General features: G+C 67.0%; 23 protein-coding genes. 15 read left to right on the top strand and 8 right to left on the bottom strand.

The features are described 5' to 3' along the window. Nucleotide 1: 1 nt before the first annotated feature. The 10 genes from BN973_RS17580 to BN973_RS17625 are packed head-to-tail and all read left to right on the top strand — an operon-like array spanning nucleotide 2 to nucleotide 10,500. Complete coding sequence (locus BN973_RS17580) at nucleotides 2-865, top strand: ABC transporter permease (protein ID WP_036469728.1); 864 nt, start codon at nucleotides 2-4, stop codon at nucleotides 863-865. Nucleotides 866-869: 4 nt separating this feature from the next. Then, nucleotides 870-2,438 (top strand): MlaD family protein, encoded by a 1,569-nt coding sequence (locus BN973_RS17585; RefSeq protein ID WP_036469729.1) that lies wholly within the window; start codon nucleotides 870-872, stop codon nucleotides 2,436-2,438. Continuing rightward, nucleotides 2,435-3,490, top strand: a complete 1,056-nt coding sequence (locus BN973_RS17590; protein ID WP_036469730.1) for an MlaD family protein — start codon at nucleotides 2,435-2,437, stop codon at nucleotides 3,488-3,490. Before BN973_RS17585 ends, BN973_RS17590 begins: the two co-directional genes overlap by 4 nt. Next, nucleotides 3,483-4,529: an MlaD family protein gene (locus tag BN973_RS17595; RefSeq protein ID WP_036469732.1), complete on the top strand. Its 1,047-nt coding sequence runs from the start codon at nucleotides 3,483-3,485 to the stop codon at nucleotides 4,527-4,529. Before BN973_RS17590 ends, BN973_RS17595 begins: the two co-directional genes overlap by 8 nt. Then, nucleotides 4,529-5,647, top strand: coding sequence for an MCE family protein (locus BN973_RS17600; protein ID WP_036469734.1), 1,119 nt, complete (start codon nucleotides 4,529-4,531; stop codon nucleotides 5,645-5,647). Before BN973_RS17595 ends, BN973_RS17600 begins: the two co-directional genes overlap by 1 nt. After that, nucleotides 5,644-6,825, top strand: a complete 1,182-nt coding sequence (locus BN973_RS17605; RefSeq protein ID WP_036469736.1) for an MCE family protein — start codon at nucleotides 5,644-5,646, stop codon at nucleotides 6,823-6,825. The genes BN973_RS17600 and BN973_RS17605 overlap by 4 nt, the downstream gene beginning before the upstream one ends. Next, nucleotides 6,822-8,072, top strand: coding sequence for an MlaD family protein (locus BN973_RS17610; RefSeq protein WP_036469738.1), 1,251 nt, complete (start codon nucleotides 6,822-6,824; stop codon nucleotides 8,070-8,072). Before BN973_RS17605 ends, BN973_RS17610 begins: the two co-directional genes overlap by 4 nt. 26 nt (nucleotides 8,073-8,098) lie before the next feature. Continuing rightward, on the top strand, nucleotides 8,099-8,803 hold the full coding sequence (locus BN973_RS17615; protein WP_036469740.1) for a tetratricopeptide repeat protein: 705 nt from the start codon (nucleotides 8,099-8,101) through the stop codon (nucleotides 8,801-8,803). After that, nucleotides 8,800-9,570, top strand: coding sequence for a mannan-binding family protein (locus BN973_RS17620; protein WP_036469742.1), 771 nt, complete (start codon nucleotides 8,800-8,802; stop codon nucleotides 9,568-9,570). Before BN973_RS17615 ends, BN973_RS17620 begins: the two co-directional genes overlap by 4 nt. A 30-nt stretch (nucleotides 9,571-9,600) precedes the next feature. After that, nucleotides 9,601-10,500: a class I SAM-dependent methyltransferase gene (locus BN973_RS17625; protein WP_036469743.1), complete on the top strand. Its 900-nt coding sequence runs from the start codon at nucleotides 9,601-9,603 to the stop codon at nucleotides 10,498-10,500. Between the two features lie 8 nt (nucleotides 10,501-10,508). Here BN973_RS17625 and metH read toward each other — a convergent pair whose 3' ends face one another. Then, a complete protein-coding gene (gene metH, locus BN973_RS17630) occupies nucleotides 10,509-14,258 on the bottom strand; it encodes a methionine synthase (RefSeq protein ID WP_036469745.1) in 3,750 nt (1,249 codons plus the stop codon). A 301-nt stretch (nucleotides 14,259-14,559) separates the two neighbouring features. Here metH and BN973_RS17635 point away from each other — a divergent pair, with 301 nt between their 5' ends. Further along, complete coding sequence (locus BN973_RS17635; RefSeq protein WP_036469747.1) at nucleotides 14,560-15,447, top strand: PAC2 family protein; 888 nt, start codon at nucleotides 14,560-14,562, stop codon at nucleotides 15,445-15,447. A 96-nt stretch (nucleotides 15,448-15,543) separates the two neighbouring features. Further along, a complete protein-coding gene (locus BN973_RS17640) occupies nucleotides 15,544-16,977 on the top strand; it encodes an amino acid permease (protein ID WP_036469749.1) in 1,434 nt (477 codons plus the stop codon). Nucleotides 16,978-16,992: 15 nt separating this feature from the next. On the opposite strand, the gene mshC is transcribed toward BN973_RS17640, so the two are convergent. The 7 genes from mshC to BN973_RS17675 all read right to left on the bottom strand — a co-directional run bounded on the left by mshC (nucleotide 16,993) and on the right by BN973_RS17675 (nucleotide 22,518). After that, nucleotides 16,993-18,240, bottom strand: a complete 1,248-nt coding sequence (gene mshC / locus BN973_RS17645) for a cysteine--1-D-myo-inosityl 2-amino-2-deoxy-alpha-D-glucopyranoside ligase (RefSeq protein ID WP_036469752.1) — start codon at nucleotides 18,238-18,240, stop codon at nucleotides 16,993-16,995. Between the two features lie 81 nt (nucleotides 18,241-18,321). Beyond that, nucleotides 18,322-19,089, bottom strand: a complete 768-nt coding sequence (locus BN973_RS17650) for a 3'(2'),5'-bisphosphate nucleotidase CysQ (protein WP_036469754.1) — start codon at nucleotides 19,087-19,089, stop codon at nucleotides 18,322-18,324. A gap of 53 nt (nucleotides 19,090-19,142) precedes the next feature. Next, nucleotides 19,143-19,958, bottom strand: a complete 816-nt coding sequence (locus BN973_RS17655) for an SCO1664 family protein (protein WP_036469756.1) — start codon at nucleotides 19,956-19,958, stop codon at nucleotides 19,143-19,145. Beyond that, the gene (locus BN973_RS17660) at nucleotides 19,942-20,529 is read right to left on the bottom strand and encodes a DUF3090 domain-containing protein (RefSeq protein ID WP_036469757.1); all 588 of its coding nucleotides are present in this window, start codon (nucleotides 20,527-20,529) and stop codon (nucleotides 19,942-19,944) included. Before BN973_RS17660 ends, BN973_RS17655 begins: the two co-directional genes overlap by 17 nt. A gap of 63 nt (nucleotides 20,530-20,592) precedes the next feature. Beyond that, nucleotides 20,593-21,327: a histidine phosphatase family protein gene (locus tag BN973_RS17665; protein ID WP_036469759.1), complete on the bottom strand. Its 735-nt coding sequence runs from the start codon at nucleotides 21,325-21,327 to the stop codon at nucleotides 20,593-20,595. Continuing rightward, a complete protein-coding gene (locus BN973_RS17670; RefSeq protein ID WP_036469762.1) occupies nucleotides 21,324-22,154 on the bottom strand; it encodes an undecaprenyl-diphosphate phosphatase in 831 nt (276 codons plus the stop codon). Before BN973_RS17670 ends, BN973_RS17665 begins: the two co-directional genes overlap by 4 nt. A 61-nt stretch (nucleotides 22,155-22,215) precedes the next feature. Further along, nucleotides 22,216-22,518 (bottom strand): hypothetical protein, encoded by a 303-nt coding sequence (locus tag BN973_RS17675; protein WP_036469765.1) that lies wholly within the window; start codon nucleotides 22,516-22,518, stop codon nucleotides 22,216-22,218. A gap of 110 nt (nucleotides 22,519-22,628) precedes the next feature. On the opposite strand from BN973_RS17675, the gene BN973_RS17680 reads away from it, so the two are divergent. Genes BN973_RS17680 through BN973_RS17690 form a run of 3 tightly spaced genes read left to right on the top strand, consistent with a single transcriptional unit; the run spans nucleotide 22,629 to nucleotide 25,023 of the window. Beyond that, nucleotides 22,629-23,678 (top strand): YncE family protein, encoded by a 1,050-nt coding sequence (locus tag BN973_RS17680; RefSeq protein WP_036469767.1) that lies wholly within the window; start codon nucleotides 22,629-22,631, stop codon nucleotides 23,676-23,678. Then, the gene (locus BN973_RS17685) at nucleotides 23,675-23,929 is read left to right on the top strand and encodes a DUF5703 family protein (protein ID WP_036469768.1); all 255 of its coding nucleotides are present in this window, start codon (nucleotides 23,675-23,677) and stop codon (nucleotides 23,927-23,929) included. The genes BN973_RS17680 and BN973_RS17685 overlap by 4 nt, the downstream gene beginning before the upstream one ends. 14 nt (nucleotides 23,930-23,943) lie before the next feature. Then, nucleotides 23,944-25,023, top strand: coding sequence for a quinone-dependent dihydroorotate dehydrogenase (locus BN973_RS17690; RefSeq protein ID WP_139830109.1), 1,080 nt, complete (start codon nucleotides 23,944-23,946; stop codon nucleotides 25,021-25,023). The last annotated feature ends 126 nt before the right edge of the window (nucleotides 25,024-25,149 follow it).

The raw sequence follows: 25,149 nt of genomic DNA on the forward strand, positions 1-25,149 counted from the left end.
CATGGCGGTTTCTGCCTATCGGCCGTTGGCAGCGCTGACCGTCCCGGCGGCCCGGCTGTATCGCAGGGGCACCGTACCGATCCTTCGGCTTGGCCACCTGCTGGTCTTCTTCATCCGGGCGCTGGTGGCGGTGCCGCTCGCGCTGCGCCACTACCGCGGCGAATTTTTGCGACTGCTGTCCAACATCACCTGGGGCAACGGCTCGATCGTGGTGGGTGGCGGAACCGCCGGTGTGGCGGTTGTGCTCGGGATGACCGTGGGCGCACTGGTCGGCATCGAGGGTTACAACTTCCTCGACCTGCTGGGCCTCGGGCCGGCCACCGGTTTCATCTCCTCGTTGGTCAACACTCGCGAGCTGGCGCCGCTGATGGCGTCGCTGGCATTCGCCATGCAAGGCGGCTGCCGCTTCACCGCTCAGCTGGGGTCGATGCGGATCGCCGAGGAAATCGACGCATTGGAGTCGATCGCCATCCGCCCGATTCCGTATCTGGTGACGACCCGGCTCATCGCCTCGGTGGCGGCCATCGTCCCGCTGTATGTGGCGTGCCTGGCGATCGGCTATCTGACCACCGAGGCCGTGGTGGGGATCAGCAGCGGCGGCTCGACCGGCTCCTACCTGCATTACTTCACGCTGATGCTGGCCGGCCAGGACATCGTCTACTCGTTGATCAAGGCCGTCATCTTCGTGTGGATCGCGTCGACGATTCAGTGCTACTACGGCTATTACGCGACCGGCGGGCCCGAGGGTGTCGGGGTGGCCGCCGGGCATGGCATGCGGGCCAGCATCACCGTCGTGATCATGGTGAACATGCTGCTCACCATGGCGCTGTGGGGGGTAGACGCCGGCGCGAGGTTCGGTGGTTAGGCAGATGGGTCAGGCGAATTCCTTTGAGCTGGACGGCCGCGGGCCAACGGATCGGCAGTTGCTTGCCACCGGTGTGGCGGTGGTGGTGGTCGCGGCCCTGCTGACCGTCGCGATGCTGCTCAAGTCCACCGGCCGGCTCAACGACTACGTTCGGGTGGTCGCCGACCTGGTGAACGTCGGCGACGGGCTGCCCCAGAAGTCCGACGTCAAGTATCACGGCGTGCTCGTCGGGATGGTCGACGACGTCGTTCCCGCGTCCAACGGCAAACCCAACTACGTACACATCGATCTCAAACCCGAGTACGCCAAGTCGATTCCGGCCGCGGTCACCGCTCGCGTGGTGCCCAGCAACGTTTTCGCGGTGTCCTCGGTGCAGCTGGTGGGTGCCCGCAAACAGGAACACCCGGGCGGGGCGATCCGCCCGGGCGCGCACATCCCCGAAGACACCGGGCTTCCGACTGTGCTGTTTCAGACCACGATCAGCAAGTTGCGCGACCTGCTGGCCGCCGCCGGCCGCGGCCGCGACGACCGGTCCGTCGGGATCCTGGCCGCGCTGGGTGCGGCCACCGACCACCGCCGGGTGCCCTTGCTCAAAGCCGGGGCGCAACTGAATCGCCTTCTGGACCAACTCAATTCGATTGTCGGCACCGACGCCGGGCCGTCGACGGTGTCCGCACTGGTCGACGCGGCCGGTGGACTGGCCCAGACGGCACCCGATCTTCTCGACGCCCTGCACCAGGCGGTCGAGCCGATGCGGACCTTTGCCGAGACGCGCGGGCAGTTGACCTCGCTGCTCTCCGGCGCCGAAGACACCGTCGGTACGGTGCATGAGTCGTTCGACCATCACATCGACCAGCTCATCCACATCACCAGCGATTTCACGCCGGTGCTGGGCGTGCTGGCGATGAAGTCGAACAATTTCGTGCCCGCGGTCACCAAACTGGACAACCTGGCCAACAGGTTCATGGAGGAAGTCTGGGTGCCGGGGCGAGACGTCGGCAACATGCGCGCGATGCTGACCTTCACCCCGTCGTCCACCTACACCCGCGCGGACTGTCCGCATTACGGAGAGTTGAAGGGGCCCAGCTGTTTTACCGCGCCGCTGGTTCCGGTGCGCCCCGACCTGCCGGAAGTGCTGCTGCCGCAGAACTATCAGCCGCCCAAGGATCTGGCGCCGCCGCCGGGCACGGTCATCGGTCCGGACGGAAACCTGGTCGCGGTCGGACCGCCGCTGATCAACCCGAATCCCAACCTGTCCGATCCCAATCCCCCACTGCCCTCCTGGCTTCCGCCGTCGCCACCGGTACCGGGCAGCGCCAACCCCGACAACCCCTCCCCCGGAGCCCCGGCGACTCCTTCGCCGAACAGGCCGTGGGTCCCGCCGGTGGCGCCGAAGGCCCCGTGGATACCCCAGTCGTCTTTCGGCGGCAACGTGGGCCCCGTCGGCAGTCAATACGAGCGGAACATGCTGAGCGTGATCACCGGTGCGGTCGCCACGCCCGCCACCGAGCTGCTGCTGGGACCGGTCGCGCGCGGCACCACGGTATCGCTGAAATCTGGAGGGCCCCAATGAGATTCCGGGCACCGCTGATCGGCCTCACGCTGTTCATGGTCGTCGCGTTGACGCTCACCTGGCTGGTGTACGTGAGCCTGCGGCGCGACGTTGCCGGCGACACGGCCAAGTATTCGGCGCTGTTCACCGACGTCTACGGACTGCGCGAAGGCGACGACGTCCGGATGGCCGGGGTACGGGTGGGCCGGGTGGAAAGCATCGATCTCGACGGAAAACTCGCGCGAGTCGCGTTCGTGGTGCAAACCGATCAACACCTGTACGGCAACACCGTCGCGTCCGTGACGTACCAAAACATCGTCGGACAGCGCTACCTCGGGCTGTCGTTGGGGCCGGAGGGCAATCAGGCCCTGCTCCCGCCGGGTAGCGTGCTGCCGCCGGCCCGCACCGAACCGTCCTTTGACGTCACCGCGCTGCTCAACGGCTACGAGCCGTTGTTCAGCCTGCTCAACCCGCAGGATGCCGACAACCTCACCAAGGGCATCATCGCGTCGCTGCAGGGCGACACCGCGTCGCTGACCACGCTGATCAGCCAAACATCAACGCTCGCCGAAACATTCGCGGGCCGCGATCAGACCCTCGGCGACGTGATCACCAACCTCAACAAGGTAGTCGGCAACCTCGCGCAGCAGAACGACAACCTCGACGGGGTCATCACCCAAACGCGCGACGTGGTCGACCGGCTCGACCGGCGGCGCCCGGAGCTGGTGGCCTCGGTGGGTGAGCTGTCCCGGGTGATGGGCCGGCTGTCGACATCGGCCAACGACGTGTACCCGGCGCTGCGCGAGTTCATCGACCGCAAACCCGGTGTGGCCAGACACCTGATGGACGTCGAGCCGCAGCTGGCGTTCTTCGGCGACAACATCCCGCTGCTTCTGAAAGGGCTTGTCCGCGTGGGTAACCAGGGCGCCTACGGCAACGCCTACGTGTGCGACGTCAACTTCATGGGATTCTTTCCCGGCCTCAATGACGTCGTGCCGATCATCGTTGCCGCCGCCACCCCGGGCAACAAGATGTGGCACACCCCGAGGTGCAGGAGTACCGCCGGTGGCTGATTCGTCGGTATGGCAGCGCTTCACGAAGCGCCCGCTGGAGAGCTACAACCCCACGTGGCTTGGGTTTATCGCCGTCGTGGTGGTCGCGGTGCTGATCGGGGCGATGCTGGCGGTGCACGCGCTCGGGACCGGATACCGGCACTACACCGCGGAGTTTCTGCAAGCGGCCTCGCTGCGGGCCGGCAACCCGATCGTCGTCGCGGGTATCCCGGTCGGCGAAGTTACCAGCATGAAGCTCGACGGCGATCACGTCGAGGCGGGCCTGAAGATTCGCGACGACATCGTGCTGGGTAAGGATTCGCGAGCCGCGATCAAGGTCACCACCATCCTGGGTTCGCGTTATCTCTCGGTGCAGCCCAACGGCTCGGCGGCACTGCCGCACAACACGTTCGATCTGGCGCACACCGAAGTCCCCTACGATCTGCAATCTGCGTTGCAGGATGCCACCACGACGTTCGAGCAGGTCGATTCGGACCGCTTCGCACAGTCGCTTGCGGTACTGGGCAAGCAGCTCGAGGGCCTGCCCGCGGTGGTGCCGCAGGCGATGCGCAACATCGGATCGCTGTCGTCGATCATCGCGGTGCGCCGCGATCAACTGGGCCAGCTGCTGCTCAACACCGAACGGGTGACCAACACGGTGCGGCGCCAGCAGGCCGGGCTCGGCAACCTCATCAACCAGGGGCAGGACCTGCTGGGCCAATTCGTCGCGCGGCGAGCCGTTTTCCACGCGATGATGCGATCGCTGACCAGCCTGGTGGAGGCTATGAGCCGGATCCTGGTCAACGACCGCTCCGGTCTGGACTCGCTGATCGCCGACATGCGGGACTTCACCGCGATGATGGCTCAGCACGACGACCTGCTGAGCAACCTGCTGCAGATCAGCCCGATCTTCTTCCGCGAGGCGGCCAACCTGACCGGCGAGGGCAACGCGGTGAATTTCAATGCCAGCAACGTCCCGCTCGTCGACTCGTGGATGTGTGCAATCAGCGGCCGCGCCAAGCAGTTCGGCATGATCCAGTACTTCAAGGACTGCAAGTGATGGCGTCGAAGCTGCGGTCCAGAGCGGTGGCCATCATCGCCGCCCTGGTGATGCTGGCCGCGGCGGGCGGTGTCGGTTGGTGGTACCTGGGTTCGGACCGGGACACGATCTCCGTGACGGCCCAATTCGACAGCGCCTCAGGACTTTACGAGGGCAACGTGGTGGCGGTGCTGGGGATGCCGGTGGGCAAGATCACCAAGATCACCGCCAAGGGGCCCTACGTCGAAGTCGAGTTCACCGTCGATCGTCACGTCAAGGTTCCCGCTACCGCCCAAGCGGTGACGGTGTCCACCTCGATCCTCACCGACCGGCAGATCGAGCTGACCCCGCCGTACCGCGGCGGCCCGGTGTTGCAGAATCACGACACCATCGGCTTGACCCGAACCCGGACGCCGGTCGAATTCAGCCGTGTACTCACCGTTCTCGACAAGGTCACCAAGTCGCTGGAGGGAGACGGCCACGGCGGCGGGCCCGTTGCCGACGTCCTCAACAACGGGACCAAGGTTGTCCAAGGCAACGGCGGCCAGATCAAATCGTCGCTCGATGAGCTGGCGAAGGCGCTGCGCCTGTCCAGCGACGGCGGCGCGGCGACCCGCGAGCAGATCACCACGATCGTCAAGAACATCAGCACTCTGTTCGACGCGGTGGCCGCCAACGACGGCAAGCTGCGCGAATTCGCCGCCACCATCCACCAAGTCAGCCAGATCATGGCCGACGAGGATATCGGGAGCGGCAGTACCGGAAGAAGATTCGAGCAACTGATCGAACGGGCCGGCGATCTGCTCGACGCCAACCGCGACGCCATCAAGCAGAGTCTGCGCAGCGGCAACACCACGCTGAAGATGGTGACCGACCAGCGGCGGGACCTCACCGAACTCCTGGACGTGGCGCCGATGCTGGCCGACAACGCCTACAACATGATCGACCGCGCGAACGGCGCCGTACGCGCCCGGTTCCTCACCGACCGATTGGTCTTCGACAGCCAATACACCAAAGAGATCTGCAATTTGATGGGTCTTCGCCAACTCGGCTGCAGCACGGGAACAATCCAGGACTTCGGACCGGATTTCGGGCTGACCTATGTGCTGGACGGCATGGCCGCGATGGGCCAGAAATGACCGCCATCCGGGGCTGCCTCGCCGTCGCGGCCACGGTGTTGATCACCTCGGGATGCGGCACGAATGGTCTTGCCAGCCTTCCCCTTCCGGCGCCCGGAATGGGGTCCGGCGGATACACCTTGACCGCGGTGTTCTCCAACGCGCTCAACCTTCCGATGAACGCCAAGGTCAAGCTCGCCGGCGCCGACGTCGGGCAGGTCGAAGCGATGGTCGCACACAACTACAGCGCGGTCACCACACTGCGGATCAGAAACGGCGTGCTGCTGCCGCGGGGCAGTACCGCCGAATTGCGTACCGCCACACCGCTGGGCGACGTGTTCGTCGCGCTGAAGCCGCCCGCCAATGATCCGGCCGACGATCCGATGCTGCACGACGGCGACACCATCGGCCTGGATTCGACGGCCGCGGCAGCGACCGTCGAATCGGTGTTGAGCTCGGCGGCGATCCTGGTCAACGGCGGAGCGGTGCGCAACTTCACCAACATCATCAACGGTTTCGGTAAGGCCACGGGTGATCAGGGCCAGGCGTTCGGTGAGCTGATCCGCAAGTCCAACCAGCTGGTCGCAACGCTCGACGGCAGATCCGGCCAGATCTCGGACGCGTTGACCCAATTGTCGCGTCTGGCAGACCAACTCGATGCCAAGAACGCCACCGTCACCGATTTGATGACCGCGGCCCGGCCCGCCACCGCGGCCCTGGCCGACAACAGCGCCCAGCTGTCCAACCTGGCCGTGCAGGTGGGCGACACCTCCCGGTTGCTGGCCAGGTTCCCGTCGATCGGGGGAACCGACACCAGCGGGCGCAGCATCATCGCCGACCTCAACACGATCGCCGGGGCGGCCAACGACGTCGCGGTGAGCCCGGATACCAGCTTCTACGCGGTGAACCGGCTGATCCCCCCATTGGTGAAATCGACGGCGGGCAGCGCGATTTCGGTGCATGTGGGCGTCGACAAGCTGATCCTCGGGTCGCTGCCCGACATCGGATACCCCGGTGACATCGGGCTGCACGGTCCGCATCACTACAACATGAACCTGCTCGTCGGCACGCTGAAGTACACCCTGTGGCGTTTGCAAGAACGGGTGGTCGGCCGGGGACCGAACTCGCCGCAGGTTCCCGTCATCCCCGACCCGAACATCCCCGGCCAGATCGACATCGCCCCGGGCCCGCCGCCGTGATCGCCGATGCCGCAAACGTCGTGGTCAAAGTGGTGCGGGCCGCGCACCGCCGACAGGTCTGGCTGTCGGTGGCCGGGCTGGTGCTGACCCTGGTGGTCGGAACCGCTTACCTGCTCATCGGCGCATTGCGGGTCACACCGTTCGCGTCGTCCTACCGGGTCACCGTGCAGTTGCCGGAATCCGGTGGCTTGCTGCCCAATCAGGATGTCGCGCTGCGCGGTGTACGGATCGGCCGCGTCGAGTCGCTGCAGATCACCGATACCGGAGTCAACGCCATCGCCCGCATCACGTCGAAGGTGCGCATCCCGGCCGACAGCGTCGTGCACGTGTCGGCACTCTCACCGGCCGGTGAGCAGTACATCGACTTCCAAGCCGATTCCGATGCCGGGCCGTATCTGCACGACGGCAGCCTGATCACCCTGGCGCACACCAGCGTTCCGGTCAGCTTGGCGAAATTGCTCGGCGACGCCGACGGGATGCTGGCACAGGTCGACCCGCGCAAGGTCGAGCTGATCAAGAAGGAATTGAGCCTGAGCAAGGAGGGCCCGGGGAAGCTGGCCGCGGTCGTGGACGGCGGCACGTTCCTGCTGTCGACGCTCGATTCGGTGCTGCCCCAGACGACCAGCATCCTCAAGACCAGCCGGGTGGTGCTCACCCTGGCCAGTGATAAAAACGCCGGTTTGGCCGCCACCGCAACCGAACTCAACCGCACGCTGACCGGGGTTGCCCGCATGCAGGCGGGTTACCGGAGGCTGACCACGCAGACACCGCGCACGCTGTCGGCGGTCGACAATCTGTTCTCCGACAATTCCGAGACGATGGTCCAGTTGCTGGGCAGCATGGCCACCATGTCGCAGTTGCTCTATCAGCGGGTGCCGGCGCTCAACGCGCTGTTCCCCGACTACCGCGGCTCGGTGCTGGACGCGGTGTCGAGCGCGTTTCACGACCATGGCGTCTGGGCGATCGCCGACCTCTACCCCCGCTACGTGTGCGATTACGGGACGCCCGCACATCCGCCGTCGGCCGCGGACTACTACGAGCCGTTCATGTACACCTATTGCCGCGACACCGACCCGGCCGTGTCGATCCGCGGGGCCAAGAACGCACCGCGCCCGGCCGGCGATGACACCGCCGGTCCGCCAGTCGGGGCGGACCTGGGACGTAGAACCGATCCAACACCGAAGGGGCGCTTCACGATTCCCACGCCGTACGGCGGTCCCCCGCTGCCGATCGACCCGCCCCACTAAGACCAACCTAGACTCTGACACAGGAGTTGATTGTGACCGCCACATCCGAGGAAGTTGCCGAGGCCGAAATGCCCGAAGCGCCAAGCTCAGCAGCCGAGCCCGACGACGTCGAAACCGACGACGCCGACGTCGAGGACACCCTCGAGGACACCGAAGCGGCCGATGACGCCGACGAAGACAGCGACGAGGAAATTCCGTTCGGGCGCAACGCGAAGACGGGCAAGGGCGACAAGACCCCGCTGCGCCGTCGGCCCTGGGGACGCTACCTGCGGCGCAGCGCGCTGCCGCTGCTACTCGTCGCGTCGCTGGCCGTCAACGGCTTCCTGGGTTGGCAGCTGTGGCAGCAGCATGAGGTGAACGAGGCGGGCAAGCAGGCCCAACAAGCCGCGATCGCCTACGCCCAGGTGCTCACGAGCATCGACTCGAACAAGGTCGACGAGAACTTCCGGGCCGTGCTCGACGGCGCGACCGGCGAGTTCAAGGACATGTACACCCAATCCAGCGTCCAGCTTCGCCAGCTGCTGATCGACAACAAGGCCAGCGCGCACGGCGTGGTGGTGGACTCGGCGATCCAGTCCGCGTCCACCAATAAGGTTGTGGTGCTTGTCTTTATCGACCAGACCGTGGCCAACTCGCAGTCGCCGGATCCGCGCATCGACCGCAGCAGGATCAAGATGACGATGGAGATGGTCGACGGCCGATGGCGGGCCAGCAAGGTGCAACTGCTGTGATCGGAAGAATCCTCACGGCGCTCGTACTGGCCTCCGCCGCGACGGCGATTCCCGGCGCTGCCGTCGCGCGAGCCTCGGCCCCGTCGTTCTGCGGCGAGCTCGGCGGCGACTGGGACGGCCAGTACTGCCACACCACGGTGACCTCGGAACGCAACGCCGTGCGCGACATCAAGGTCGCGTTGCCCGGCGAGCTGATCGACAACCCCACCACCGGCGGCGTGGTGCGCGACTACCTGCACACCCTGGTCAACAACTGGCGTAATGCCAACGCGCACATGGCCGCCGACAGCTATGGCGAGGAGAACTACGAGGTCTTCCGGCACGGCAACCTGCTCAGCGCGGTGTTCCACGAGGACTACCACGCCGACGGGCCCAAACCCAACAACGCCTACCGCACCTTCACGTTCGACATGGCCGGCGGCAGGCGGCTGCAGCTGTCGGATGTGACGACGTCGAATCCGCTGACCGCCATCCCGCCGCTGGCCCAGCCCTTCATCGAGACCGCGCTCAATCAGGCGCCGCCGCCGCACGACCCCGGCACCTACCCGTTCGTCGTCGACCGCTGGACTCCCGACAAGGTCTACTCCGGCGCGTACAAGGCGTGGGCGCTCACACCCGACGAACTGATCCTCTACATGCCCGACTATCCCGTCGGCCACGACGAGCCGATCAACTTCTCACCGGGCCTGCCGCAGTGGTACATGGACGGCGGCACCGTCCAGGCGCACATCCCGCTCTCGGCGCTGGGCCCGGTGCTGCGCCTCTAGTCGGCGGCCCCGCACGCGAAAGGAACTGGCATGGCGCGCACCGAGAATGACACCTGGGACTTGGCGTCCAGCGTCGGCGCGACCGCGACGGCGGTCGCGACCCAGCGCGCGATGGCTTCGCAGGGGCCCAATGCGTTGCTGAACGACCCGTGGGCCGAGCCCCTGGTGCGCGCGGTGGGCAGCGATACCTTCATCAAGCTGATCGACGGAAAGCTGGGTGACACCGACGATCCCGTGATGAACCGCAAGGCCGTGCTCGAGCAGATCACCGTGCGCACCCGGTTCTTCGACGACTTCTTCACCCAAGCCACCGACGCGGGCGTGCGACAGGCCGTGATTCTGGCGTCCGGCCTGGACACCCGGGCCTACCGGCTGCCGTGGCCGGTTGACACGGTGGTCTACGAAATCGACCAGCCGGGCGTGATCGAATTCAAGACCCGCACGCTCGCCGACCTGGGCGCCAAGCCGCCCGCGCAACGTCGCACGGTCGCGATCGACCTGCGCGAGGACTGGCCCGCCGCGCTCGTCGGCGCCGGACTCGATCCCGCGAAGCCGACCGCGTGGAGCGCCGAGGGCCTACTCGTCTACCTGCCGCCGGACGCGCAGGACCGCTTGTTCGACAACGTCGCCGCACTCTCGGCGCCGGGCAGCCGAATTGCCTGCGAGCACATGGACTTTCGCAACATTCCCGCGGATTGGGCGGACAAGCTCACCGAGCGGTCGCGGCGCATCGGCTCCAAGATCAACCTGGCCGAGTTGTTCTACACCGGTGATCGCAATGTCGCCGGCGAGTACCTCAGCGAGCGCGGGTGGCGAGTCGACATCACCACGACCGAACAGGCCTTCTCCGCCAACGGTTTTCAGCTCCCGCAGGATGAGCTGGCCTCGTTCGGCGGATCCTCCGGTTACCTGTCGGCAGTGCTGGGCTGACCCGGCGCTCAGTCCTCCGGGTTGTACCCGAGGTTGGGGGCGAGCCAGCGCTCGGCCTCGGCCAGGGTCCAGCCCTTACGCTTTGCGTAGTCGGCGACCTGGTCCTGGGCCATCCGGCCGACCACGAAGTACTGCGACTGTGGGTGCGAGAAATACCATCCGCTGACGGCGGCGCCGGGCCACATCGCCATCGACTCGGTCAACTCGATGCCGGTGCGCTTGTGGACGTCCATCAACTTGAACAGCGTCACCTTCTCGGTGTGCTCCGGGCAGGCCGGGTAGCCGGGCGCCGGGCGGATGCCCCGGTACTTCTCATCGATGAGTGCGTCGTTGTCCAGCTGCTCGTCGGGCTGGAATCCCCAGAATTCCTTGCGGACCCGTTGGTGCATCCGTTCGGCGAATGCCTCCGCCAGCCGGTCGGCGAGCGACTCCAGCAGGATCGCGCTGTAGTCGTCGAGGGCCGCCTTGAACTCCGCGATCTTCTCCTGGCTGCCCAGGCCCGCGGTGACGGCGAAGGCGCCGACGTAGTCGGCCAGACCGGTGGCCTTGGGCGCGATGTAGTCGCCGAGGCTCCGGTTCGGGATGCCGTCGCGGTGCTCGCCCTGCTGGCGCAGGTTGTGCAGCGTGGTCAGCACCTCGGTCCGGGTGTCGTCGGTGTAGACCTCGATGTCGTCTCCGACGGCGTTGGCCGGGAAGAACCCGATCACCCCGTTGGCCGTCAGCCATTTCTCCTTGATCAGGGTGTCGAGCATCTGCTGGGCGTCGTCGTAGAGCTTGCGGGCGGCCTCGCCCGAGGCCGGGTTGTTGAGGATGTCGGGAAAGCGGCCCTTCATCTCCCACGCATTGAAGAACGGCTGCCAGTCGATGTACTCGCGTAACTCGGCGAGGTCGTAATCATGGAAATCCCGTACTCCCGCACCTATCGCGGGCACCGGCGGTATGTAGCCGTCCCACTCGATCGGCGTCCGGTTCGCGCGGGCTTTCTCCAGGGTCAGCATCGGCCGCTCGTTCTTCTGCGAGTGCCGTTCCCGAAGAGACGCGTAGTCCTTCTCGGTGGCCTCCAGCAGGGCGGGCCGCTGCTTGTCGTCGAGCAGCGCCGCAGCGACCGGCACCGAGCGGGACGCGTCCTTGACCCAGACCACCGGACCGGAACGACGCGGCGCCACCTTCACGGCGGTGTGAGCGCGCGAGGTCGTCGCGCCACCGATCAGCAGCGGGATCTGCAGCCCCTTGCGTTCCATCTCGGCGGCGAAGTTGACCATCTCGTCCAGCGACGGGGTGATCAGGCCGGACAACCCGATGATGTCGGCGTCGTATTCGTCGGCCGCGGCCAGGATCTTCTCGGCGGGCACCATCACACCGAGGTCGATCACTTCAAAGTTGTTGCACTGCAACACAACCCCGACGATGTTTTTGCCGATGTCGTGGACGTCGCCCTTGACGGTCGCCATCACGATGGTGCCGTTGGTGTCCTTCGCCGCTGCAGTGCCGTTCTGCTCTTTCTCTTTCTCGATGAACGGCAGCAGGTAGGCGACGGCCTTCTTCATCACCCGGGCCGACTTCACCACCTGCGGCAGGAACATCTTGCCCGAGCCGAACAGGTCGCCGACGACGTTCATGCCATCCATCAGCGGCCCCTCGATCACCTCGATCGGGCGACCGCCCGCGGCGGCGATCTCGGCCCGCAATTCCTCGGTGTCGGCGTCGACGTGGGCGTCGATCCCCTTGACCAAAGCGTGGGTGATCCGCTCGCGCACCGGCAGACTGCGCCACTCCGCCGCGGCCGGGTCGTCCGCTTTCTCCGTGCTGTTGAACCGCTCGGCGATCTCCAGCAGCCGCTCGGCCGCATCCGGGCGACGGTTCAGCACCACGTCCTCGATGCGGTCCCGCAGCTCGGGGTCGATCGAGTCGTAGGGCACCAGCGCACCGGCATTGACGATGCCCATGTCCAGGCCGGCCTTGATGGCGTGGAACAGGAACACCGAGTGGATCGCCTCGCGGACGGGGTTGTTGCCTCGGAACGAGAACGACACGTTCGAGATACCGCCGGAGATGTGCACCCCGGGCAGGTTCTCTTTGATCCAGGCGCAGGCCTCGATGAAGTCGATCCCGTAGGTCGCGTGCTCTTCGATACCGGTGGCCAGCGCGAAGCAGTTCGGGTCGAAGATGATGTCCTCGGCCGGGAAGCCCACCTCTTCAGTCAGGATCCGGTAGGCGCGCCCGCAGATCTGCTTGCGGCGCTCCAGGTTGTCGGCCTGCCCCTGCTCGTCGAAGGCCATCACCACAACGGCCGCACCGTACTTGCGGCACAGTCGGGCCTCGCGGATGAACTTCTCCTCGCCCTCCTTCATCGAGATCGAGTTGACGATCGGCTTGCCTTGCACGTTCTTCAGGCCGGCCTCGATGACGTCCCACTTGGACGAGTCGATCATCACCGGGACGCGGCTGATGTCCGGCTCGGCCGCGATCAGCTTGGTGAACCGGTCCATCGCGGCGACGCCGTCGATCATGCCCTCGTCCATGTTGATGTCGATGACCTGCGCGCCGACCTCGACCTGCTGCAGAGCGACCGACAGCGCGGTGTCGTAGTCCTCGGCCTTGATCAGGTTGCGGAACCGGGCGGAGCCGGTGATGTTGGTGCGCTCCCCGATGTTCACGAACAGGGAATCGTCGGTGATGTTGAGCGGCTCCAGCCCCGACAGGCGGGTGGCGACGTCGATCTGCGGCAGCTCGCGCGGCGGTTTGCCCTCGACGACCTTGGCGATCTCGGCGATGTGCGGCGGTGCGGTTCCGCAGCAGCCACCGACCAGGTTGACCAGGCCGGCTTCGGCGAAGTCGGCGATATAACCGGCCTGAGCCTCCGGGGACTCGTCGTATTCGCCAAAGGCGTTGGGCAGGCCGGCATTCGGGTAGCAGGACACGAAGGTGTCCGCGATCCGCGCCACCTCGGCGATGTAGGGCCTCATCTCCGGCGCACCCAGGGCGCAGTTCAGGCCCACCGCGAGCGGTTTCGCGTGCCGGATCGAGTTCCAGAATGCTTCGGTGACCTGGCCGGACAATGTCCGCCCGGAAGCGTCGGTGATGGTGCCCGAGATTATCACCGGCCAGCGGCGTCCGCGGTCCTCGAACAGCGTCTCGACGGCGAACACCGCCGCCTTGGCGTTCAGCGAGTCGAAGATCGTCTCGATGATGAGCAGGTCGGCACCGCCATCGACAAGGCCGTTGGCGGATTCGAGGTAGGCAGCGACCAGCTGGTCGTAGGAGACGTTGCGGGCCCCGGGGTCGTTGACGTCCGGCGAGATCGACGCGGTCCGCGTCGTCGGGCCGATCGCGCCGGCGACGTAGCGGGGCTTGGACGCGGTGCTGTACTCGTCGGCGGCCTTGCGGGCCAGGGCGGCGCCGGCGTAGTTCAGCTCGTAGCTCAGGTCCGCCATGTCGTAGTCGGAGAGCGAGATCGCGTTCGCGTTGAACGTGTTGGTCTCCAGGATGTCGGCGCCCGCCTCGAGGTACTCGCGGTGAATGCCCTCGATGATCTGCGGCTGCGTCAGGGTGAGCAGGTCGTTGTTGCCCTGCAGGGCGGTCGGCCACTCGGTGAACCGATCACCGCGATAGCCGGCCTCGTCCGGCCGGTCCCGCTGGATCGCCGTGCCCATCGCGCCGTCGATCACCATGATCCGCTGGCGCAGAGCAGCCGTCAGTTCGTCGGTGCAGTCGGGGCGGATATTCGGCTCGAAGTCGCTCACGTAAGTCCCTTCCATGACGGAAGGCGTCCTTGACTCTGCCGAGCGTGGCGGAAACCGGTAGAGACCGGAGAACCGTTGCAACGCCTCTCGACGGTGGAAAGTCTACGTCGTCCCCCAACGGCTGGACGCCCAGGTAGTTACCAAGGTTAACCAGATTGCGGACGAGCGTATTTCGTCTCGACGTCGGTTGTCGCCGCTCGCAGCAATCACCTCACAAGGATAGTCGGTCTATGCAAATGCCCTGGTGTGCTGGGCAGTCGTGCTCCCGCCGCGCGGCTGCGGGCGGTCGGCGGGCCGCAGGCCTTAGGCTGATTCTGTGACTCCGCCGGATCGTGGCCCGGAAGCTTCTGCGCTGCCAGACCTCCACAACACGATTGTTGTGGCGGCGTTTGAGGGCTGGAATGACGCCGGTGACGCGGCCAGCGACGCGCTGGAGCATCTGGACGCGATCTGGGAAGCCCAGCCGATCGTGGAGATCGACGACGAAGCGTATTACGACTACCAGGTGAACCGCCCGGTCATTCGGCAGGTCGACGGGGTGACCCGCGAACTGGTGTGGCCGGCGATGCGGATCACGCACTGCCGGCCGCCCGGCAGCGACCGCGACATCGTGTTGATGCACGGCGTGGAGCCCAACATGCGCTGGCGCACGTTTTGTGCGGAGCTGGTGGCCATCGCCGACAAGCTCAACGTCGACACGGTCGTGATCCTGGGCGCGCTGCTGGCCGATACCCCGCACACCCGGCCGGTGCCGGTCTCGGGTGCGGCCTACTCCCCCGAGTCGGCGGAACGGTTCGGGTTGCAGGAGACCCGCTACGAAGGGCCGACCGGAATCGCCGGGGTGTTCCAGGACGCCTGCGTGGCGGCCGGGATCCCGGCGGTGACGTTCTGGGCCGCGGTGCCGCACTACGTGTCGCACCCACCGAACCCGAAGGCGACGGTGGCGCTGCTGCGCCGCGTCGAAGACGTGCTCGATATCGAGGTTCCGCTGGCCGATTTGCCCGCTCAAGCCGAGGAGTGGGAGTTGGCGGTCACCGAGATGGCCGCCGAGGACGAGGACCTGGCCGACTACGTGCAGTCGCTGGAGGAACGCGGCGACGCGGAGGTCGACGTGAACGAAGCCCTGGGCAAGATCGACGGCGATGCGCTGGCCGCCGAGTTCGAGCGCTACTTGCGCCGACGCCGTCCGGGATTCGGGCGGTGATCGAGCGGCTTCTCCTGTTGCCCTCCTGTGCCGACTACGAAAAGATCGCTGGCAAACCACGCTAGACATTGGGCGAACGACGACGATTGGACCCCCATGACCGCGCTGCCCGAGACGCCTCAGCCCGATCCACACCCGTCGGCACCTCTCAACGAGGAAGCCGGCTATCACAAGGGCCTCAAGCCCCGGCAGCTGCAGATGATCGCGATCGGCGGCGCGATCGGCACCGGGCTATTCCTCGGTGCCAGCGGCCGACTCGTCAAGGCCGGTCCCGGGCTGTTCCTGGTGTACGCGTTCTGCGGAATCTTCGTGTTCTTCATGCTGCGCGCGCTGGGCGAGCTGGTGCTGCACCGTCCGTCGTCGGGTTCGTTCGTGTCCTACGCACGCGAGTTCTTCGGCGAGAAGGCCGCCTACGCCGTCGGCTGGATGTACTTCCTGAACTGGGCGATGACGTCGATCGTCGACACCACCGCGATCGCCACCTACCTGCATCACTGGACGGCCTTCGGGCCGGTCCCGCAATGGGTGCTCGCCCTGATCGCGTTGGTGGTGGTGTTGTCGATGAACTTGATCTCCGTCGAATGGTTCGGCGAGTTCGAGTTCTGGGCGGCACTGATCAAGGTTGTGGCACTCGTCGCCTTCTTGATCGTGGGAATTGTGTTCCTGGCCGGGCGATTTCACATCGAGGGACATGAGACCGGACCCGGCATCTGGGCCGACCATGGCGGGATGCTCCCGACCGGTGTGGTGCCCCTGCTGGTGACGGCCTCTGGAGTGGTATTCGCTTACGCCGGTGTCGAATTGGTGGGCATTGCCGCCGGCGAGACCGCCGAGCCGGAAAAGATCATGCCGCGCGCGATCAATTCGGTGATCCTGCGCGTCGCGGTGTTCTATGTCGGATCGGTCGCGCTGCTGGCGTTGCTGCTGCCCTACACCTCTTACAAGGCCGGCGAGAGCCCGTTCGTCACGTTCTTCTCCAAGATCGGCTTCCACGGAGCCGGTGACCTGATGAACATCGTGGTCCTCACCGCGGCGCTGTCCAGCCTGAACGCCGGACTCTATTCGACCGGCCGCGTCATGCATTCACTGGCGGTGAGCGGCAGCGGCCCCAAATTCGCGATGCGAATGACGAAACGCGGTGTGCCCTACGGGGGTATCGCCATGACCGCCGTCATCTGCCTTGGCGGGATCGCGCTCAACGCTTTCAATCCCGGCGAGGCCTTCGAGATCGTGCTCCACGACGCGGCGCTGGGCATCATCGCGTCCTGGGGCATGATCGTGCTGTGTCAGCTCCGGTTCTACAAGCGAACCCAAGCGGGCACCCTGCAACGCCCCGGCTTCCGGATGCCGTTCACCCCGTACAGCGGCTACCTCACCTTGGTGTTCCTGGTCGGCATAGTGGTGCTGATGGCGTTCGATGAACCGGCGGGCACCTCGACCGTCGCCGCGTTGATCGTGATCATCCCGGCGCTGATCGGGGGATGGTTTTTGGTTCGCAAGCGGGTCGCGGCCACCGCCACGCATTGGTGACCGGGTCAACCGCGATTACAGTTCCACCCCGAGCAGCGCATCGACCGCGGTGGCCACCAACTTCGGCGCCTCCTCGTCGTGTCCGCCGTACTCAAGCGCGTCGGTGGTCCAACCATCAAGTGCCGCGATTGCTTTGGGCGTATCGAGGTCGTCGGCCAGATACCTGCGCACCCGGGCGACGACGTCGGTGGCATCCGGGCCTGCGGGCAGCGTCGTCGCGGTGCGCCAGCGCTGCAGCCGGATGGCCGACTCGTCGAGCAGTTGCTGGCTCCACGACCGGTCCGCGCGGTAGTGCCCGGCCAGCAGACCGAGCCGAATCGCCGCCGGCTCAACACCTTGCGCGCGCAGCGCCGACACCAGCACCAGGTTGCCGCGGCTCTTCGACATCTTGTGCCCGTCCCAGCCGATCATTCCGGCGTGCACATAGTGACGGGCGAATCGCCTTTCACCCCTTACACATTCGGCGTGCGCGGCGGTGAACTCGTGATGCGGGAATACCAGGTCGCGGCCCCCGCCCTGAATGTCCAGCCCGCTGCCGATGCGGCTGAGCGCGATCGCCGCGCATTCGACATGCCAGCCGGGCCGGCCCGCGCCGAACGGTGAAGCCCAGCTGGGCTCCCCGGGCCGCTCGGCACGCCACAGCAGCGCGTCGAGTTGGTCGGTCTTGCCGGTGCGGTCCGGGTCGCCGCCGCGCTCGGCGAACAGCCGCAGCATGGTCTCGCGGTCGTAGCCCGACTCGTAGCCGAACTGCGGCGTGGCGTCCGCGCGGTAGTAGACGTCGGGGTGTTCGTCATCGACCACGTACGCCGCTCCGGACGCCAGCATCTTCTCGACGAGTTCCACGACCTCGGGAATGGCTTCGGTCGCCCCGACGTACTCGCGCGGCGGCAGCACCCGCAGCGCGGCCATGTCCTCGCGGAACAGCGCCACCTCGCGATCGCCGAGCTCACGCCAGTCGACGCCGTCGCGCGCGGCCCGCTCGAACAGCGGATCGTCGACGTCGGTGACGTTCTGCACGTAGTGCACGTCGTGCCCCAGATCCAGCCACAGCCGGTGGACCAGGTCGAAGGCGAGATAGGTGGCCGCGTGGCCCAAATGCGTGGCGTCATACGGCGTGATCCCGCACACGTACATGGTGGCCGCTGAACCAGGCGGGGACCCGGCCGCCACCGGGCGGACCTGGCGGTCGGAGGTGTCGTAAAGCCGTAGCTCGGGGCCGCGTCCGGGTAGCACCGGAACCTGTGCGGGAGACCACGACTGCATGCTGTCGACTTTAGGCCCGCCGACGATGCGGCCCGCGCAGCGGGCGGCTGAGAAGGCGGGCAATCGGGCTAGGCCCGGTGGTCAGCGCCACGCGTCGCGGATGGCGCCGAGCAGGATCGGCGCCACCTCCGCCCGACACATCACGAAGTCGGGCAGATACGGGTCCTCCTGGTTGTAGCGCATCGGCGAGCCGTCCAGCCGCGACGCGTGCATGCCCGCGGCCATCACCACCCCGGCCGGTGCCGCCGAATCCCATTCCCATTGGCCGCCGGCGTGCAGGTAGGCGTCGACGTCGCCGTCGATGATGGCCATCGCCTTGGCGCCCGCGGATCCGATCGCCACCGGCTGGATCGCCAGCGACTGCCGCATCCGGTGCAGCACGGCCGGCGGCCGGGTGGCGCTGACGGCGATGCGCAACGTGTGCGGGATCCCGACCCGCGCCCGGCTGTCGTTTACGGTGTCACTTCGATACACGATGTTGTCCCGCGCGGGCAAAGAGACTGCCGCATCGGTGATTTCGCGTCGCCCGTCGGTGGGACGCTGCCACAGCGCGATGTGTACGGCCCAGTCGTCGCGCCCCGGGGTGGAGAACTCGCGGGTGCCGTCCACCGGGTCGATGATCCACACTCGGTCGTGGTGGAGCCGCTTCAGATCGTCGTAGGCTTCCTCGCTGAGCACCGCATCGTCGGGACGCTCGGCCCGCAGCCGTCGCAGGATCAGCTCGTTGGCCAGGCTGTCGCCCGCGTCGCCGAGCATCCAGGGATGACCGAAGCCGACCTCCTCGCGCACTTTGAGCAGCAGCTCGCCGGCGTCGGCGGCGAGATCGGCGGCTAATTCGGCGTCAGTCATCTCCTCGGCAGCCGGGCTCACCGCTTCAGTATCGCCGACGGCATTGCCGGGCCCTAAAAGGCGGGCCAGGGAATGGGCCGATGCCGATTGGGGACGGGCATCACCGGGTTGTCCAGCAGCGCGTGCGTCCGCATGCTCAGCGCCGCGATCTCGGTGCGGGTGATCAGTTCGGCCAGCGCGTCGCCCAACTCGTCGCCCAGCGCGTCGGCCAGGCCGGCGACGGCCTTGCACGTCTGATCGTCGATCGGCTTGCCGGCCCACCCCCACAGCACCGTGCGCAGCTTGTTCTCGACGTGCAGGCACACCCCATGATCGACGCCGTAGACGTGGCCCTCGAGGTCGCGCAGCACGTGCCCGCCCTTGCGGTCGGCGTTGTTGACCAGCACGTCGAACACCGCCATCCGCCACAAGCGAATGTCGTCGGCGTGCATCAGCACGACCTCGTCACCGCGGTAATCCTGGGCCCGCAGCACCGGCAGGTAACCCGGCTGCTGCCGGCCGGCGGGAAACAGGTCCACCAGGTCCGGTCCCGGCCGCGGATCGCTGTCCACCTCGTCGCCGGGCTGCTTCACCCACAGCTGCAACATGCCCGGGCCCGCCGGTCCGTGACGAATGATGGTGTAGGGCACCAGGTTCCAGCCCAATTGCGTCGACACCAGGTACGCGGCGCGTTCGCGGCCGGCCAGGGTCCCGTCGGGGAAGTCCCACAGCGGCTGTTCGCCGGAGATCGGCTTGTAGACGCAGTGCACGCTGGACTCGCCGAGCGTGGCCTCGCACAGGAAGGTGGCGTTGCTGGCCGAGCGGATCCGTCCGAGAACCGTCAGTTCGCCGTCCCGCAAGACCTCGCGATCGTCATTCCTCGGGTTCATCGTTAGACCCGAGCAGCGCACCGCGCTTGTAACCGTTGGCGCGCGCGCAAATGTGGCCCTCAGGGTCCAGCGGTTCGTCGCACAGGGGGCAGGGCGGACGTCCAGCCGAGATCACGCGATTGGACCGGGTGGCGAACTGCCGCGCGGACTCCGGGGTCAAGAACACGCGCACCGCGTCGGGGCCTTCGTCGGTGTCGTCGAGCACCACCGAGGCGTCGAATTCGGCGTCGGTGACGGCCAGCAGTTCGACCACGACGGTTTGGGCTTCCGAGTCCCAACCCAGGCCCATGGTTCCGACCCGGAACTCCGCGTCGACCGGCGTGATGAGCGGGTTGAGGTCGTCGACCTCGGCCGGCTCCGGCGGGACGGGTGTGCCGAACCGGCGATTCACCTCGAGCAGCAGCGCCCCGATGCGCTCGGCGAGCACCGCGACCTGTTGCTTCTCCAGCACCACCGACACCACCCGGGAATCGCCCACCGCCTGGATGTAGAAGGTGCGATTTCCGGGCTGACCGACGGTCCCGGCCACGAAGCGGTCGGGTGTGCGGAATACATGGATTGCGCGAGCCATGGCACCTCCAAAATACCGGCTGTTGCCGTCGCAAGGCGATTCGATGCGGTTGGTGCAACCGAGTTAGTCAGTGGTTCCCCCGACGACCGCGTCGCTCGACTGCTCTGCGTCGGCCGGTTCTTGTTGCGGCTCTTCTGATTTGTCGCTTTCGGCGTCGGGCGGCGGCCCGGCCCGCAGCGCGGCGGCCAACCGTCCACCGGTGTGGTTGACGTGCAACACAAACGGCCGCAGCGGGGTGTAGCGGATCACGCTCACCGACGCCGGGTCGGCGGTGACACGCTGGAAGCCGTCCAGATGCATGCCGTAGGCGTCGGCGATCAGCGACTTGATGACATCACCGTGCGTGCAAGCCACCCACAGTGCATCACCGCCGTGCTCCTCGGCCAGCCGCCGGTCGTGTTCGCGCACCGCGGCCACCGCCCGCGCCTGCACTTGCGCCAGCCCCTCACCGCCGGGAAACACCGCCGCGCTGGGATGCGCCTGCACGACCCGCCACAACGGCTCCTTGCCCAGCTCGCCGATCTTGCGGCCGGTCCACTCGCCGTAGTCCACCTCGGCCAGCCGGTCTTCGACGAGCGGCTGAAGGCACAGCGCCTCGGCCAGCGGCGTGACCGTGTTCCGGCAGCGCAGCAGCGGCGAGGTGATGACGGCGCGGATCGGCAGGTCGCCGATGCGGTCGATCAGTCCCGCGGCCTGCTCGCGGCCCTTGTCGTCGAGGTCGACGCCCTCGGAGCGGCCGGCCAACACACCCGCCGTGTTCGAGGTCGAGCGGCCGTGGCGCAACAGGATCACAGTCACGTCGTGGCCACCGTTCCGTTCGTCAGCAGGATCAGCACGACGGCCCCGGCCACCACCCGGTAGCCGACGAACCAGTACATGCTGTGTTGCACCAAAAAGCGCAGGAACCAGGCTACTGCGCCGAGTCCGATGACGAACGCGATGAGGGTGGCCACCAGCAGCTGTGGGCCGGTGGCACTCATGCCCGAGGTGACCGGATGAAAGGCGTCCGGCAGCGAGAACAGCCCCGACGCGAACACCGCGGGGATGGCGAGCAGGAAGCCGAAGCGGGCGGCCAGTTCCCGGTCGAGCCCCAGGAACAGCCCGGCGCTGATCGTGGCTCCGGACCGGGACACGCCCGGAATCAGCGCCAGGCACTGCGCCGACCCGACCGCCACGGCATCGCGCCAGTTCAGCTGCTCGACGTGACGGGTCTGGCGGCCCAGGTGTTCGGCCAGCGCGATGACGGCCGAGAACACCACCATCGCCGTCGCGACCACCCACAGATTGCGCACGCCGGAACGGATCTCGTCTTTGAACAACAACCCCAGCACGCAGATCGGGATGCTGCCGACGATGACGTACCAGCCCATCCGGTAGTCGAGGTCGCGGCGCGCCTCGGCGGCCAGGCCGCGGAACCAGGCCGTCAGGATGCGCCAGATGTCGCGCGCGAAGTACACCAGCACGGCGGCCTCGGTGCCCAGCTGGCTGACCGCGGTGAACGAGGCGCCGGCGTCACCGGCGAAGAAGACCCGCGACACGATCGCCAGGTGCCCGGACGACGAGACCGGCAGGAACTCGGTCAACCCCTGCACCACCGACAGCACGACGACCTGCCACCACGACATCGCCGCAACCGCTGTCACGACGACGACCGTACCGAACGCAGGTCGTGGCTTACGGAGGCGACTAGCGAGGGACGGGGACCGCTGCGGCCACCGCGTCACGCACCGCGGCGGTCAAACTGCGCTCGTCAGTGAGATCGATGTCGACCAGACCCCGCACCGCCGTCGCGACCACGTCCTCGGCCTGCGGAACGGGCCCGTTGAGGCACGGCCGGTAAATTTCGACGACGAGTGAGCGATGCTCGATGTGAAACGAAAAACTGCGCCCATCACCAACTTGCCCATATCCGCTCGCAAAGATTCCTGTCGAAATGTCTTCGACAGCAAACTCTTTGTCTGCGGTATGCCGGTCAGCGGTGACGGTCATAATCCGACCATACCTCTCCAGTACGGCCACATGTGGGCGACATGGCCCTATTGGATGCGGAACCGTTCCTTAGAATTTGTATTTAATGTCCGCCGATTCAAGGTTGGTTTTTGCTATCACGTCACGAAGCTAAGCAACTAGCAGTTCAACGACGTTTCGTTGGCCTGATAACTTTGCTGCTGTTGGTCGCTGGCTGTTCATCGAATCCACTCGACAGCGCCCCGCCGACCATCGAAGCGGCCCGTCCGGCCCAGTCGCCGCCGACGTCGCAGCATCCGGCCGGTGTGGTGCGGCCGCTGGCCGCTGTCGGGGTAGCGACGGTCTTCGACGACGCCACTCACCAGCTGGCGGTGTTGGCCCCGGGCGCCGGTTCGGGCGCGCCCGCCAGCGTCGCGGTGTTCGGTCCGGGGCAGCTCGCGCCGCGGGTGATCGGACTGCCCGGCCCGGCGACCGCGATCACCGGCGACGGCCACGGCACGGCCTACCTGGCCGCTCGCGGCGGTTATTTCGTCCTCGATCTGGCCGCCGGCCACGCCACGCAGGCGAACCTCGCCGATGCAGCGGGCGTGGAGTACACCGCGATCGCGCGCCGGGCCGACGGCAAGCTGGTGCTGGGCAGCGCCGACGGCGCGGTGTACATCCTGGCGTCCGGCGGCGCGGCCGTCGAGAACCGGAAGAAGATCTTTGCTCGGGTTGATTGGCTTGTCACACAAGGAAATACGATCGTGGTCCTGGATCGCGGGCAGACCTCGGTGACGACGATCGGCGCGGACGGCCGTGTCGCGCAGTCGCTGCGGGCCGGCACGGGCGCAACCACGATGGCCGCCGACCCGGTGGGCCGCGTCCTGGTGGCCGACACCCGTGGCGACGAACTGCTGGTGTACGGCGTCGACCCGCTGATCCTGCGGCAGGCCTACCCGGTGCGGCAGGCCCCGTACGGATTGGCCGGCTCGCGCGATTTGGCCTGGGTGTCTCAAACCGCATCGAATATGGTTATTGGTTACGATTTGTCAACCGGAATTCCCGTCGAAAAGGTGCGTTACCCAACTGTGCAGCAACCCAACTCGCTGGCCTTTGACGAGGCTTCGGACACCTTGTACGTGGTATCGGGGTCCGGCGCGGGGGTCCAGGTCATCGAGCGCGCGGCGGGAACGCGTTGACGGCGCCGCGGTGGAGTCGGCTGCCGGCTGGCTGGGTCTCGGACATGTCCGACGACTACGAGTGGGTGCCGCTGCGCCTGCCGCCGGACGTGACCCGGCTGAGCGCCTCCATCCGGCTGTCCATCGAGGCCGAATACCGCGGCTGGGAGCTGACCCGAGTGCGGCTGTATAACGACGGCAGCAGACGAGTGTTGTTGCGCCGCAAGAAATCTCGACTCAGCAACCAACGGCCCGATCAGCCGGAACTGTGACGGCGGGCGGCGGTGTGTACGGTCTGCTGCGCCGGCTGTTCTTCCTGATCCCGCCCGAACGCATTCACACCCTGGTTTTCGCCGCTCTGCGCGCCGCGACCGCGGTCGGGCTGCCGCGTCGGCTGTTGCACCGGCTGCTGGGCCCGACCGATCCGGTGTTGGCCAGCACGGTCTTCGGGGTGCGCTTCCCCGCGCCGCTGGGGTTGGCCGCCGGCTTCGACAAGGACGGCCTGGGGCTGCGCACCTGGGGCGCCCTGGGTTTCGGCTACGCCGAGGTCGGGACCGTCACCGCGCATCCGCAGCCCGGCAACCCGGCTCCGCGCCTGTTCCGGCTGCCCGACGATCGGGCGTTGCTGAACCGGATGGGGTTCAACAACCACGGGGCCGGGGAGCTGGCGATCCGCCTGGCCCGTCATCGGCCGGACGTGCCGATCGGGGTGAACATCGGCAAGACGAAGGCCACTCCGGCCGCCGAGGCCGTCGAGGATTACCGGGCCAGCGCCCGGCTGGTCGGCCCGCTGGCGTCGTATCTGGTGGTCAATGTCAGCTCGCCGAACACCCCGGGGCTGCGCGATCTGCAGGCGGTCGAGTCGCTGCGGCCCATCCTGTCCGCGGTGCTCGCCGAGACGTCGGTGCCGGTGCTGGTCAAGATCGCGCCGGACGTCTCCGATTCCGACGTCGACGACATCGCGGACCTGGCCGTCGAGCTGGGGCTGGCCGGCATCGTCGCGACCAACACCACGGTGTCGCGCGACGGCCTGCGCACACCGGGGGTCGACGAGCTGGGACCCGGTGGCATCTCCGGGCCGCCGGTGGCACACCGCGCCGTCGAGGTGCTGCGCCGGCTGTATCGCCGGGTCGGCGATCGGCTGGTGCTGATCAGCGTCGGGGGCATCGAGACCGCCGACGACGCGTGGGAGCGGATCACCGCGGGGGCATCGCTGCTGCAGGGCTATACCGGCTTCATTTACTCAGGCGGCTTGTGGCCCAAGCATATTCACGACGGCATCGCGCGGCGGCTACACGACGGCGGCTTCGCCTCGCTGAGCGATGCGGTCGGGTCGGCGGCGGGCCGGGAGCGCCCGGCGGACTAGGCCGCGCCGCCATCTGCGTCGGCGTCGTCATCGTCGTCGCCGTCGCACGACAGCTTCTCGGGTGATGGAAGGTGTTGGGTGGCAGCGTCTTTGCGCTTTCGACCCAGCCGTTGCGACGGGCGTTTG

The organism is Mycobacterium triplex (genome assembly GCF_000689255.1).
GTDB lineage: Bacteria > Actinomycetota > Actinomycetes > Mycobacteriales > Mycobacteriaceae > Mycobacterium > Mycobacterium triplex.

Coding starts and splice junctions, on each gene's coding strand:
- BN973_RS17605 (WP_036469736.1), top strand. CDS start 5,644: ATGACCGCCATCCGGGGCTGCCTCGCCGTCGCGGCCACGGTGTTGATC.
- BN973_RS17625 (WP_036469743.1), top strand. CDS start 9,601: ATGGCGCGCACCGAGAATGACACCTGGGACTTGGCGTCCAGCGTCGGC.
- BN973_RS17670 (WP_036469762.1), bottom strand. CDS start 22,154: ATGTCGTGGTGGCAGGTCGTCGTGCTGTCGGTGGTGCAGGGGTTGACC.
- mshC (WP_036469752.1), bottom strand. CDS start 18,240: ATGCAGTCGTGGTCTCCCGCACAGGTTCCGGTGCTACCCGGACGCGGC.
- BN973_RS17640 (WP_036469749.1), top strand. CDS start 15,544: ATGACCGCGCTGCCCGAGACGCCTCAGCCCGATCCACACCCGTCGGCA.
- BN973_RS17590 (WP_036469730.1), top strand. CDS start 2,435: ATGAGATTCCGGGCACCGCTGATCGGCCTCACGCTGTTCATGGTCGTC.
- BN973_RS17675 (WP_036469765.1), bottom strand. CDS start 22,518: ATGACCGTCACCGCTGACCGGCATACCGCAGACAAAGAGTTTGCTGTC.
- BN973_RS17660 (WP_036469757.1), bottom strand. CDS start 20,529: ATGGCTCGCGCAATCCATGTATTCCGCACACCCGACCGCTTCGTGGCC.
- BN973_RS17650 (WP_036469754.1), bottom strand. CDS start 19,089: ATGACTGACGCCGAATTAGCCGCCGATCTCGCCGCCGACGCCGGCGAG.
- BN973_RS17600 (WP_036469734.1), top strand. CDS start 4,529: ATGGCGTCGAAGCTGCGGTCCAGAGCGGTGGCCATCATCGCCGCCCTG.
- BN973_RS17655 (WP_036469756.1), bottom strand. CDS start 19,958: ATGAACCCGAGGAATGACGATCGCGAGGTCTTGCGGGACGGCGAACTG.
- BN973_RS17580 (WP_036469728.1), top strand. CDS start 2: ATGGCGGTTTCTGCCTATCGGCCGTTGGCAGCGCTGACCGTCCCGGCG.
- BN973_RS17585 (WP_036469729.1), top strand. CDS start 870: ATGGGTCAGGCGAATTCCTTTGAGCTGGACGGCCGCGGGCCAACGGAT.
- metH (WP_036469745.1), bottom strand. CDS start 14,258: ATGGAAGGGACTTACGTGAGCGACTTCGAGCCGAATATCCGCCCCGAC.